Source organism: Klebsiella terrigena, assembly GCF_006539725.1.
GTDB lineage: Bacteria > Pseudomonadota > Gammaproteobacteria > Enterobacterales > Enterobacteriaceae > Klebsiella > Klebsiella terrigena.
In genome coordinates this window covers 16,251-28,480 of record NZ_BJNO01000038.1, presented here as the reverse complement: position 1 = coordinate 28,480, position 12,230 = coordinate 16,251, and the positions used below count along the sequence as shown (strand labels likewise).

Annotated in this window: 13 protein-coding genes; 2 read left to right on the top strand and 11 right to left on the bottom strand. The window is 61.2% G+C overall.

The window, feature by feature from the left end; all coding sequences use genetic code 11:
- Positions 1-327: 327 nt before the first annotated feature.
- From RTE01_RS25240 to budA, 3 genes are read right to left on the bottom strand one after another with little or no spacing between them, the layout of a single operon-like run.
- Positions 328-1,098: a (S)-acetoin forming diacetyl reductase gene (locus tag RTE01_RS25240; RefSeq protein ID WP_041145974.1), complete on the bottom strand. Its 771-nt coding sequence runs from the start codon at positions 1,096-1,098 to the stop codon at positions 328-330.
- A 22-nt stretch (positions 1,099-1,120) separates the two neighbouring features.
- Positions 1,121-2,800 carry an acetolactate synthase AlsS gene (alsS, locus tag RTE01_RS25235; RefSeq protein WP_123551510.1) on the bottom strand — a complete coding sequence of 560 codons (1,680 nt, stop codon included), beginning with the start codon at positions 2,798-2,800 and terminating at the stop codon, positions 1,121-1,123.
- Positions 2,801-2,810: 10 nt separating this feature from the next.
- Positions 2,811-3,590 carry an acetolactate decarboxylase gene (gene budA, locus RTE01_RS25230; protein ID WP_041145972.1) on the bottom strand — a complete coding sequence of 260 codons (780 nt, stop codon included), beginning with the start codon at positions 3,588-3,590 and terminating at the stop codon, positions 2,811-2,813.
- A gap of 106 nt (positions 3,591-3,696) precedes the next feature.
- On the opposite strand from budA, the gene RTE01_RS25225 reads away from it, so the two are divergent.
- Positions 3,697-4,569 (top strand): LysR family transcriptional regulator, encoded by an 873-nt coding sequence (locus tag RTE01_RS25225; RefSeq protein ID WP_041145971.1) that lies wholly within the window; start codon positions 3,697-3,699, stop codon positions 4,567-4,569.
- 13 nt (positions 4,570-4,582) lie between these two features.
- Here the strand turns inward: RTE01_RS25225 and cspF are convergent, their stop codons facing one another.
- From cspF to RTE01_RS25190, 8 genes are all read right to left on the bottom strand, one after another.
- Positions 4,583-4,795 carry a cold shock-like protein CspF gene (gene cspF, locus RTE01_RS25220; protein ID WP_041145970.1) on the bottom strand — a complete coding sequence of 71 codons (213 nt, stop codon included), beginning with the start codon at positions 4,793-4,795 and terminating at the stop codon, positions 4,583-4,585.
- A gap of 196 nt (positions 4,796-4,991) precedes the next feature.
- Positions 4,992-5,162 (bottom strand): YnfU family zinc-binding protein, encoded by a 171-nt coding sequence (locus RTE01_RS26290; protein ID WP_217698331.1) that lies wholly within the window; start codon positions 5,160-5,162, stop codon positions 4,992-4,994.
- A gap of 167 nt (positions 5,163-5,329) precedes the next feature.
- Positions 5,330-6,100, bottom strand: a complete 771-nt coding sequence (locus RTE01_RS25215) for a 3-hydroxybutyrate dehydrogenase (RefSeq protein WP_041145969.1) — start codon at positions 6,098-6,100, stop codon at positions 5,330-5,332.
- Positions 6,101-6,137: 37 nt separating this feature from the next.
- Positions 6,138-7,532 carry a GntP family permease gene (locus tag RTE01_RS25210; RefSeq protein WP_197734837.1) on the bottom strand — a complete coding sequence of 465 codons (1,395 nt, stop codon included), beginning with the start codon at positions 7,530-7,532 and terminating at the stop codon, positions 6,138-6,140.
- A gap of 43 nt (positions 7,533-7,575) precedes the next feature.
- Positions 7,576-8,499 carry a 3-hydroxyacyl-CoA dehydrogenase family protein gene (locus RTE01_RS25205; protein ID WP_134526473.1) on the bottom strand — a complete coding sequence of 308 codons (924 nt, stop codon included), beginning with the start codon at positions 8,497-8,499 and terminating at the stop codon, positions 7,576-7,578.
- Entirely contained in the window at positions 8,496-9,692 is a 1,197-nt protein-coding gene (locus RTE01_RS25200; RefSeq protein WP_134526469.1) for an acetyl-CoA C-acetyltransferase, read from the bottom strand. Before RTE01_RS25200 ends, RTE01_RS25205 begins: the two co-directional genes overlap by 4 nt.
- A 10-nt stretch (positions 9,693-9,702) precedes the next feature.
- Positions 9,703-10,359: a CoA transferase subunit B gene (locus RTE01_RS25195; protein ID WP_141335464.1), complete on the bottom strand. Its 657-nt coding sequence runs from the start codon at positions 10,357-10,359 to the stop codon at positions 9,703-9,705.
- Between the two features lie 2 nt (positions 10,360-10,361).
- Positions 10,362-11,069: a CoA transferase subunit A gene (locus RTE01_RS25190; RefSeq protein ID WP_041145964.1), complete on the bottom strand. Its 708-nt coding sequence runs from the start codon at positions 11,067-11,069 to the stop codon at positions 10,362-10,364.
- A 142-nt stretch (positions 11,070-11,211) separates the two neighbouring features.
- On the opposite strand from RTE01_RS25190, the gene RTE01_RS25185 reads away from it, so the two are divergent.
- Positions 11,212-12,126, top strand: coding sequence for a LysR family transcriptional regulator (locus tag RTE01_RS25185; RefSeq protein WP_041145963.1), 915 nt, complete (start codon positions 11,212-11,214; stop codon positions 12,124-12,126).
- Positions 12,127-12,230: the final 104 nt, after the last annotated feature.

Genomic DNA, 12,230 nt, shown 5'->3' with positions numbered 1-12,230 from the left:
CCCTAACCCCCTCGCTGCCAGCCCGTTGTCATTAAGTCGCGATACCGTTGCTGGAGGTTTTTTCAGCGGCAATTTTTATTGTTGGAAAGCTGGAAAGCTGGAAAGCTGGAAAGTTGGAAAGTTGGAAAGTTGGAAAGTTGGAATGTTGAAATGCTGAGTCTCCAGGCTTACGAGGAGTAATGCGCGCCGGGAATGTTCTGCAGGAGATTGTGAAGGGCTGACTTGTTTGTACTTGCGGCATAAAAAGGCCCCTGCGTTAGATCAGGGGCAAATCATGTCAGAGCTTAATATTATTAGTTGAATACCACGATTAATTAAATACTACGATTAGTTGAATACCATGCCGCCGTCGATCAGCAGCGATTGGCCGGTCATATAGTCGGAATCCGGGCTGGCGAGGAACGACACGCAGGCGGCGACGTCTTCAGGCTCCGACAGGCGGCCAAGGGTGATGCGTTTGGCGAATTCAGCCGTGCCGTAGCCCAGCGGTTTGCCCGCCGCTTCCGACACCTGACGGTCAATCTCCGCCCACATTGGCGTCTTAACGATCCCCGGGCAGAAGCCGTTAACGGTGATGCCCAGCGGTGCCAGATCGCGGGCGGCGGTTTGCGTCAGGCCGCGCACGGCGAATTTACTCGAACTGTAGACCGCCAGCTCCGGGTTGCCGACGTGGCCGGCCTGGGAGCAGGCGTTGACGATCTTCCCGCCGTGCCCCTCTTTTTTGAAGGCCTCCACCGCCGCCTGCATCCCCCAGATGACGCCCTTAACGTTGATGTTATAGACCCGGTCGACGATCTCCTCGGTGATGGACTCGATCGGCGTTGACGGCGCGATGCCGGCGTTGTTGACGATAACGTTGAATCCGCCCAGGGCTTTACGCGCCTGCTCAACGGCGGCGAAAACCTGGTCCCGGCGCGAGACGTCGACCTTAATGGCCACCGCGCGGCCGCCGGCCTGGTTGATTTCAGCGGCTACCGCTGTGGCCGTAGCGTCGTTGTAATCGGCGATTGCCACGGCAAATCCATCCTTCACCAGACGCAGGGCGATAGCTTTACCGATGCCCTGACCGGCGCCGGTGACAAGTGCGACTTTTTGCATTTTCATTTCCTTTTGTAGTGACTCACAGTATTTGGCTGAGATGGAGCTGGCCCATCAGCAGAGGGTTATCGCGGTAATCGACCGGAATGGCGACCACCGCCGGGCCGTCGACATCCATCGCCGCGCGCAGGGTCGGCTCCAGGGCCTCGGCGCTCTCTACCGCGAACCCGCAGGCCCCGAACGCTTCGGCGTAGACTTTGAAATCGACCGGGCCGAACTCCACGCCGGAGAGGCGCTGATATTTTTTCTGTTCCTGAATCGCCACCATGTTGTAGCCGTTATCGACCCAGATGATGTGCAGAATATTGGCGTGCAGGCGCACGGCGGTCTCCAGCTCCATGCTTGACTGCAGGAAGCCGCCATCGCCGGATACCGAGACCACCTTGCGCTGCGGATTGACCAGCCACGCGCCGATTGCCCACGGCAGCGCGACGCCCATCGTTTGCTGACCGTTGGAGATCATCACCTGGCGGGCGCGGAAGCTGTAGAGGTAGCGGGCAATCCAGATATGGAAACTGCCCATATCGACGGTCAAGGTGACGTCGCTGTTGACGATATCCTGCATCGCCCGCACGATGCGCAGCGGGTGGAGCGCAAACTGATTCAGCTGCGCCCCGCGGCGGTCAAGCAGCTCCCGCTGGCGCTGGCGGTCGGCGAGGATGTCCGCCGCCTGCGGAGTTAACACCAGCCGATGTTCAATGCGCTGGGCCAGCTTCTCGAGGGTGGCGGCGATGTCGCCCACCAGCTCGATATCCGGGACGTAGTTCCGCTCTTCATAGGCCGGCAGCACGTCGATATGCACCAGGGTTGCCGTGCCGCTGTTCCACATCGCCGGTTCGTACTCAACCGGGCTATAGCCGATGCAGATGATCAGGTCCGCCTGACGCAGCAGGCGATCGCCCGCCTGGTTATTAAACAGACCTACCCGGCCGGCGAAGCGGGCGAAGTTATCCTGATTTACCGCCCCGGCGGCCTGATAGGTGCTGGTGACCGGAATATGGCTTTTTTCCAGCAGGCGGTGCAGGGCGCGGCTGTTTTCCGGCTGGCTGGCCATCAGCCCGAGCAGGAAGATAGGGTTCTTCGCTGCGGCGATCGCCTGCGCCACGCTGTCAACGGCGCCATCCGGCGCGGCGCCCATCTGCGGCGCTCTGCTGGCGGGCAGCGTGCTGCCGCTGGCGGGGCCGTCAACGATATCCTGCGGCAGGCTGACAAACGCGCTCCCCGGACGCCCCTGTTCGGCGGCGCGAAAGGCGTTGGAGACCACCTCGGCCAGCGCGTCGGAGGCGGTCACCTCGACGGCATATTTGGTGACCGGGCTGAACATCGCCACGGTGTCCATGCTTTGGTGAACCAGCTTGGCTTTATCCGCGCGCTTCACCGCGCCGCCCAGCGCCACCACCGGGTCGCCTTCGCTATTGGCGGTGGCCATGCCGGTAATCAGGTTTGAGCAGCCGGGACCGGAGGTCACCAGCGCGACGCCCGCTTTACCGGTAATCCGCCCGACCGCCGCGGCCATAAAGGCGGCGTTAGCCTCGTGGCGCACCGGAATAATGCGGATTGAGGAGTCGAGGAGGGAATCAAACACCTTGTCGATTTTGGCACCGGGGATGCCGAAGACCTGGCGTACGCCCTGGGCCTCAAGCTGGCTGACGATTAAGTCGGCACCGTGGGCCCATTGACGTTCGTGACGCGGTTTGTCCATCTGAAGCTCCTTAGTTTTCTACCGCACGAATAGCGGCATCGAGATTGTCAGGATGCAGGTCGGCCTGCAGGAAAGCGCTGTCGGCCGGAAGGTCAATCATCAGCTTGTGGATCTCGCCGAAGGTCAGCACGCCGCTATCGAGCTGGTAGTCCAGCAGATGGCCGCCGCCCTGGCGATCGTCGGTAATAAAGTGCTCGTGGTAGCCGGCAACGTTGAGGCCCTGCATATGCTGCGGGGTGCGAAAGCCGACCAGCGTCCCCTTGCGCTGGTTGAAGCGGAAAACCGGCTGGTCATCGAGCACGTCGGTCATCGCCCGATAGGGCGGCGTCTGCCGCGGCACGGTGCGGGTGTGGGCGTGGCGAAAGTGGCCATCAATATGCAGGGCGCAGAACAGGTTATCGGAGGGGATTTGCTGGTCGATAACGTCGTGCAGCTGCTGGCGGCTGACCGGGTGGTCAAAGGTTTTACGGTACTGCGGTCTGAACCAGGTCATCACCGCGAAGGGCGTTTTTTGATCCGCCCGGGCTTTACGCGCGCTGCCGTCAGCGCGCAGCTGGTAGACCTCGCTGCTAAAGGCAATCAGTTCGCCATCGAGTTCGTTAAAGGTGCCGAGACCGAAGTCGCCGTGGGTCAGCAGGTCGGCGATGGTGGTGCTACCCTCATAGACCCCGCTCAGCAGCGCGCTCATCAGAGAGGTCTGATAGATAACGCTATCAGGGTGGTGGGCGGAGAAGCCGCGTACGGTTTCGCACAGGCTCTCCTGGCAGGTGCATTCAGGATAATGATTCACAATCCACTTCCTCGTTCAACAAATATAAGAAAGATTAAATAAATATTGACCCGATTCAGCTCTCAGTTCCAATATAGAATCCATGCTGGTTTGAGACGTTTACGATATGGAACTTCGCTATTTACGTTATTTTGTCGCCGTTGCCGAGGCGCGGAACTTCACCCGGGCGGCCCACGATCTTGGCATTTCTCAACCGCCACTAAGTCAGCAAATTCAGCGACTTGAGCGAGAAATAGGGACTCCGCTGCTGCGTCGTTTGACGCGGGGGGTTGAGCTGACGGAGGCCGGAGAGTCGTTCTACGTCGACGCGTGTCAGATCCTCGCCTTAAGCGATGCGGCGCTGGAAAAAACCAAGGGGATTGCGCGGGGCATGAACGGTAGCCTGGTGCCGGGGATCACCAGTTCAGCTGCTTTTCATTCGCAGATTTTCTCTTTGCTGTACCAGTTTCAGCAGCGCTATCCGGCGGTGGCTCTGCGCCAGGTCGAAGGCAATATGGCGACGCTGATGCATGCCCTGGGCGAGGCGGAGCTGGATATCGCCTTTGTGCGCCTGCCGTGTGAAAGCAGCAAGGCGTTTAATTTGCGCATTATTGCCGAGGAGCCGATGGTTATCGCGCTGCATCGCTCGCACCCGCTCTCCGGGGAAAGTGCGCTCTCTCTGGCGCAGCTGAGCGACGCGGTGCCGGTTATTTTCCCGCCGGAGGTGGCGCCGGGCCTCTACGAGCAGGTTTATGATGGCTGTCGGCGTGCCGGGGTCGATATGAGCCGCGCCAGGCAATCTTCACAGATCTCGTCTTCTATTAGCATGGTGGACGCGGGCTTCGGCTTTGCGCTGGTGCCTCAGTCGATGACCTGTATCTGCCTTCCCAACGTCACATGGCATCCCTTGCAGGACGCGTCGCTGAAGACGGAGATCGCCATCGCGTGGCGGCGTTTTGAACGTTCGCGGACGGTAAAGCGTTTTCTGGAGATGTTTTAGGCGGGGCGCAGGGCTAGCAGGTATAGACGTTTGCCGCGGTTGGCCCGCGCAGGCCGTTAACCCGACGAAACTCAACGCGAATACCGGGCGTCATCGCCGTGGACTCGTTGGGGGATAATGCGGAAATATGAACCTGAACGTCTTTACGACCGTCGGAAGGGACGATAAGGCCTCTGCCGGTTTTATTATCAAAGCTTTTGACAATACCTGTCATTTTTTGGAACAAATAAACTCCTGGTAAAAATAGGAATGCGATAACCCAGGGTTATGCAAAGAAATACAATATTGATCTATTTAAAACCCGCCAGAGTGCGGGTTTTCTATTTGCCTGAACGAGGTAAAACCGATTGTCTCATTCGACCCAATAATAAGAATTATCTAAATAACGGGGCAAGGCACAATCAGCGTCGGGCATTTAGGGATTAGGCGGCGTTTCTGGGTGATGACTGGAAGAGTTTATGGCAGTAAGGGCAGATGAGCTGGGCGCCTTTTTGTACTCGGCTAAAGCTATGTTCTGATTCCTGGGAGCAGTTAGGGCAGGAGCATTTTACAAGGTAATTACGGCGAGTTTTCGAGTCTTTTCGATCTGACATATGATTTTTTCCTGATGTAATGGCCTGCAACCATACATCATTCTTCTATCAATAGCTCGAAATGATTTCGTCGCGGGCAAATAAACGCCTGATTGGTCAACGCTATTTACGCAATCCCAGCGGGGCGGGAGGACGATGCGGCAGCCGCGTCCTGCGCCCCACGCCGGTTATTGCGCGACCCAGCCGCCGTCCATATTCCACGCCGCGCCGCGCACCTGGGCGGCGGCGTCGCTGCACAGGAATAGCGCCATCTCCCCCAGCTGCTCCGGGGTAACGAACTCGCCTGAGGGCTGCTTTTCGGCCACCAGCTGCTCTCTGGCCAGCTGCGGGTCCGTGCCTTCGGCGATGCGTCGGTCGATCTGCTGCTGCACCAGCGGAGTCAGCACCCAGCCGGGGCAGATTGCATTGCAGGTGATGCCGGTTCTGGCGGTCTCCAGCGCCAGGGTTTTGGTCAAGCCGATCGCCCCATGCTTAGCCGCCACGTAGGCCGACTTATCCTTAGAGGCCACCAGACCGTGCACCGAGGCGATATTGATAATGCGTCCCCAGTTGCGTTCGCGCATGCGCGGCAGCGCCAGCCGGCTGGTGTGGAAAATGCTCGACAGGTTAATGGCGAGAATATCGTCCCATTTCTCGACGGCGAAGGACTCGACCGGCGCGACGTGCTGAATACCGGCGTTGTTGACGACGATATCGACGCCGCCAAACTCGCGTTCGGCCCAGGAGAACATCGCTTCGATTTGCCGCACGTCGCGCAGGTCGGCGTCGTGGTAGCCCGGCGCGAGCCCCAGTTGCGCAACCTCGGCGCAGGCGGCCTGGCTATCGCCAAAGCCGTTGAGGATGGTCTGCGCGCCGGCTTTTGCCAGCACCCTGGCGATCCCTAAACCAATGCCGCTCGTTGAGCCGGTGATCAGCGCGACTTTACCTTGAAGATTCATCTTATTTTCCTTAGCGTTACCGGTTAAACGATGTCAGTTACACGATACCGGTTAAATAGAAGACGGCAATCACGAACAGGACCGCCAGGCTCTTAATCACGGTGATGGCGAAGATCCCGCCGTAGGCCTGGCGGTGGCTGAGTCCGGTGATGGCAAGCAGCGTAATGACCGCGCCGTTGTGCGGCAGCGTATCCATCCCGCCGCTGGCCATTGAAGCCACGCGGTGCAGTACCTCAAGCGGAATATTGGCGGCGTGCGCGGCGGCGATAAAAGTATCCGACATCGCCGCCAGCGCGATGCTCATCCCCCCGGAGGCCGAACCGGTGATCCCGGCCAGCACCGTGACGCTGATCGCTTCGTTCAGCAGCGGGTTGGGGATCGCGGTCAGCGCTTTTGACAGCACCAGAAACCCCGGCAAGGCGGCAATGACCGCGCCGAAGCCATATTCCGAGGCGGTGTTCATGGCCGCAAGAATGGCCCCACTCACCGCCGTCCGGCTGCCTTCGGCGAGGCGGCCGCGAATGTTGCGAAAGCCGAACAGCAGCACCACTAAAATGCCGGAAAGCAGGGCGGCTTCCACCGCCCAGATGGCGGTGATTTTGCCGGTCTCGGTGATGATAGGCTTCGCCAGGCCCGGCAGGCTCAGCTCGTGGGTTGGGCCGTACCACTGCGGGATCCAGCGGGTAAACAGCAGGTTCAGCACGCCCACCAGCAGCAGCGGCGCAATCGCAATCAGCGGATGGGGAAGATTAATATTGTCAGGCGTTTCCGGCTCATTTTGCAGATCCGTTCCGTAGCCTTCGCCGCGAGCCTGCGCCCTGCGACGCTGGCGATCCAGCCACAGCAGGCCAAAGGTAATAATAAACAGCGATCCAATCAGCCCGAGCCACGGCGCGGCCCAGGCGTTGGTGCCGAAAAAGCTGGTCGGAATAATGTTCTGAATCTGCGGCGTGCCGGGCAGGGCGTCCATGGTGAAGGAGAAGGCGCCCAGCGCGACGGTGGCCGGGATCAGCCGCTTGGGGATCCCGCTCTGGCGGAACAGCTCTGCGGCAAAGGGATAGACCGCAAAGGCCACCACAAACAGCGAAACGCCGCCGTAGGTCAGCAGCGCGCAGACCAGCACGATGACCGGAATGGCGTGACGGCGGCCGAGCAGTCGGATCGCCGCGGCGACTATTGAGCGCGAGAAGCCCGAAAGCTCAATCAGCTTGCCGAACACCGCGCCCAGCAGAAACACAGGGAAATAAAGCTTCACAAAGCCGACCATTTTTTCCATAAACAGCCCGGTAAAGGTCGGGCCTACGGCGCTCGGGTCGGTGAGCAGTACCGCGCCAAGGGCGGCGATCGGGGCGAAGAGGATAACGCTATATCCTCGGTAGGCGGCCAGCATCAGCAGCGCCAGCGCGGCCAGGGCAATCAAAACACTCATCACGACTCCTCACTCTCATTGTTATTGTTGGGTACGGTACGAGAAGTTACGGTTTCAGGGCGTGGCGCAGCAGGTGCTCCCGGCGCGATTGAATACGGGCGTTGCGCGCCTCATCCCAGCGGTAAAACCCTTGCCCGCTGCGGGCGCCGGTCTCGCCCCTGGCAACCTTTTCCGCCACCAGATCCATCATCTGCGACCCGCTGGCGAGCTCCGGCAGCAGGTGCTGACAAATATCCTTGACCGTTGCCAGCCCGGTCATATCCGCGGCTTCAAGCGGGCCAACCATCGCGTAGCGGCGGCCGAGCGATGAGCGCATCACCCGGTCCACCACCTCCGGCGAGGCGATCCCGCTTTGCACGATGTGCAGCGCCTCGCGCAGCAGGGCAAACTGCAGGCGGTTGCCGACGAAGCCCGGCGCGGCGCGGTTTAGCACCACCGCCTCCAGCCCGGTGGCGGATAAAAATTCGCTCACCTGCAGCGGCAGCTCCGGGCGGGTGGCGCTGCCGGGAACCACCTCGACGAGCGGAATAAAATGCGGCGGGTGCCAGAAATGGGCGATCAGCAGGCGCTGCGGATGCTTCATCCCCTGCGCCAGCCGATCCGGCGGCAGGCCGCTGGTGTTGCTGGCAATCACCGCATCGTCGGCGATCAGCGTCTCAAGCTGCGCGTACAGGGCGTGCTTAAGCGGCAGACGCTCCGGAATCGCCTCAATCAGCAGGGTGCAATCCGCCACGTCGCTCAGCGCGGTGGTGCCGCAGAGGTTGTCCAGCGCCGCGGCGCGGTTGGCGGCGTCGAACTGCCCGGCATCCTGCAGTTCGTTAAGAATGGCGTTGGCGACGGCGGCGATTTCGGCGATCCGCGCCGGATCGGTGTCGTAGATCCGCACCCGATGGCCGTGGCGGGCAAAGTGGCAGGCAATACCGACGCCCATCAGCCCGCTGCCGAGTACCGCGATGTTTGGTTCATTCATGATGCCTCCCGTTCACGTTCAATGGTCATGGCGATGCCCTGTCCGCCGCCGACGCAGAGGGTTGCCAGCCCTTTACTGACGCCGCGCCGCTGCATCTCGTACAGCAGGGTCACCAGAATGCGGCAGCCGGAGGCGCCGATGGGGTGGCCGAGGGCGATGGCGCCGCCGTTGACGTTCACCTTCCGGCTGTCCCAGCCCAGCGCCTCGCCGACGGCCAGCGCCTGCACGGCGAAGGCTTCGTTGGCTTCAATTAAATCGACCTCATCCAGCGTCCATCCGGCGCGCGCCAGCGCCAGCCGACAGGCGCTAACCGGGCCTATTCCCATCATCGCCGGGTCAACGCCGGCGACGGCGGAGCTGACGATTTTGCCGAGCACCGGCAGCCCCAGCTCGCGGGCTTTGTCGGCGCTCATCAGCAGCACCGCCGCCGCGCCGTCGTTTAGCGAAGAGGCGTTGCCAGCGGTGACGCTGCCGTCCTGCGGGCGAAAGGCCGGGCGCAGCTGCGCCAGCTGCTCTTCGCTGGTATCCGGGCGCGGCTGCTCGTCGTGCTCAACCCGCCGCGGCGCCTTTTTGCCCTGGCTGACGCTGACGGGGACAATTTCATCGTCAAAGCGGCCCGCTTCGATGGCCGCCGCTGCCTTTTGCTGCGAGCGGGCGGCGAAGGCGTCCTGGCGCTGGCGGGTAATGGCGAATTCGTCGGCGAGGTTTTCGGCGGTGATGCCCATGTGGTAGTCGTTGAAGGCGTCCCACAGGCCGTCCTGGATCATGCTGTCGAGCAGGGTGGTGTGGCCGAAGCGCAGCCCGGCGCGGGCGCCATCCACCAGATACGCCGCATTGCTCATGCTCTCCTGGCCGCCGGCGATGACGATTTCCGCGTCGCCGCAGCGGATGGCCTGGGCCGCCTGCTGAACGGCCTTCAGCCCGGAGCCGCAGACCAGGTTCACCGTCACCGCCGGGGTATCAACCGACAGCCCGGCCCTTAACGCCGTCTGGCGCGCCGGGTTTTGTCCGCAGCCGGCGGTCAGCACCTGGCCGAAAATAAGTTCATCGACCGCATCCGCCGGGAGCTGGCTACGGGCCAGCAGGCCGCGCACGACCTCAACGCCGAGATCCACCGCGGAAAGCGTGGCGAAGGCGCCGCGAAAGCTGCCGACCGGCGTTCTGGCGGCGCTGACAATCACAACCTCTTGCATAGGGATATCCTCAGTTGAAGCGCATTTCACGCACGTCGTCAGGGACGACCAGGCGGCCGGCGGTTTTGCTGACAATCTCCGCGACGCTGACGCCCGGGGCGTATTCGCGCAGCACAAATGCCCCGTCGATAATCTCCAGCAGGGCGAGGTCGGTCAGCACCCGCTGAATGCAGCCGACGCCGGTGAGCGGCAGGGTGCACTTCGCCAGCAGCTTGGATTCGCCATCCTTTGAGGCGTGGGTCATCACCACGATGATGTTCTGCGCCCCGGCCACCAGGTCCATGGCTCCGCCCATGCCCTTGACCATTTTTCCGGGGATCATCCACGAGGCAATATTGCCCTGTACGTCCACTTCGAAGGCGCCGAGCACGGTCAGGTCGACGTGGCCGCCGCGGATCATGGCGAAGGACTGCGCGGAGTCAAAAATTGCCGCGCCGACGCGGGCGGTGACGGTCTGTTTACCGGCGTTAATCATGTCGGCGTCGAGCTGCTCTTCCAGCGGAAAGCCGCCCATGCCGAGCAGGCCATTTTCAGATTGCAGCATCACGTCGATGCCGTCGGGGATGTAGTTGGCGACCAGCGTCGGGATGCCGATGCCGAGGTTGACGTAGTCGCCGTCGCGCAGCTCCCGGGCGACGCGCATCGCCATTTGTTCACGAGTCAGCATAGTCAGAGGTTCCCCGCGCGCAGCGTGCGCTGCTCAATACGTTTCTCAAAGTTACCGACGATCAGCCTGTCAACGTAGATGCCGGGAGTATGAATGGTGGCCGGCGGCAGCTCGCCTGGGGGGACAATCTCTTCTACTTCCACCACCGTAATGCGCCCGGCGGCGGCCATCAGCGGATTAAAGTTTTGCGCGGTGTGGCGATAGATAACGTTGCCGTACCAGTCGGCCTTCCAGCCCTTAATCAGGGCGAAATCGCCGCTAATAGCCTCTTCGAGGATGTAGTGCTTGCCGGCAAACTGGCGCACCTCTTTGCCTTCCGCTACCGGCGTACCGTAGCCGGTGGCGGTATAAAACCCCGGAATACCGGCCCCGCCGGCGCGAATTTTCTCCGCCAGCGTGCCCTGGGGGGTGAGTTCGACGTCGAGCTCGCCGCTCAGCGCCTGCTGGGCAAAGAGCGCGTTTTCGCCCACGTAGGAGGCCACCACCTTGCGAACCTGGCGGCTCTCCAGCAGCATGCCGAGGCCAAAGCCGTCGACGCCGCAGTTATTGGACACCACCGTCAGACCCTGCGTCCCGCGGCGCTTCACTTCGGCGATGAGGTTTTCCGGGATCCCGCAGAGGCCAAAGCCGCCCGCCAGTACCGTCATTCCGTCGGTTAATCCTTCCAGCGCCGCTTCGTAGCTGGCGACGCGCTTATCCAGTCCTGCCATGTTTCACCTCTGCTGGCTTGCGATAGGGTTATCATTGAGGGCGAAGACTGATTTGTTAATTTTGAATTTGTGACCCACTCATTTGGTTTTTTTATTAATTTATTGTTAACTAAATTTTTTCAATTAGTTAACAGGATAAAAAATGAGAATGAGTGTCAAACAGTTACGCGCGTTTTTAGCGGTAGCTCACACTCTGAATTTCGCTCACGCCAGCGAGAGGCTGAATCTTTCCCAGCCGGCGCTCAGTTTGACGATCAAGGGGCTGGAAGAGGTTTTAGGCGGCCCTCTGCTGCAGCGCAGCACCCGTAAAGTGACGCTGACGCAGGAGGGCGAGATTTTTCTACCGATGGCCCGCCAGCTGCTGGCGGACTGGGATAACGCCGAAGAGGCGATGCGCCAGAGCTTTACCCTGCAGCGGGGAAAAATCTCCATCGCCGCAATGCCCTCCTTTGCCGCGAACGTGCTGCCCGAGGTGCTGAAAGCCTTCCGCGACCGCTATGCGGCGATTAACGTCACGGTTCACGACGTCATCAACGAGCAGGTGATTGAAATGGTTCGCGAAGGGCGGGTGGAGATGGGCATCGCCTTTGAGCCCGCGCCGACCAATAACCTGCTTTTTACGCCTCTCGCCGTCGATCGCTTCGTGGCGATTGTGCCGAAAGAGTCCCCCTTAGCCAGTAAAAGTCATCTCTCATGGCGGGAGCTGCTGACGCTGGATTTTATTACCCTGCAGCGGCCGTCGGCGGTGCGTCTGATGCTCGAGGAGGAGCTGGCGCGCAGCGGGCGTAAGCTCGACGTGGCGCTGGAGAGCCACCAGCTGGTGACGGTGGGGCGGATGGTCGCCAGCGGCCTCGGCGGCAGCGCGGTGCCGGCGCTGTGCCGCTCGCAGATGGCGGCGCTGGGGGCGGTGTGCCTGCCGCTGGATAACCCGCCGATTGAAAAATGCATCGGGGTGATCCACGCCGGACATATGCAGCTCTCAAAAGCGGCGCAGGCGCTGCTGGACACGCTGAAGGGTTTTCTGCCCGCCTGGCCGCAGGGACGGTATTTGCCGTAATGCTGACGCAGACCCGCAGCGCCGGCCTGGGGGAATGAATTTCCCCGGGCAAGGGGACACTTTCAGCGGGGAGAGGACATAAAAAAACCGGCCTCGTCGGCCGG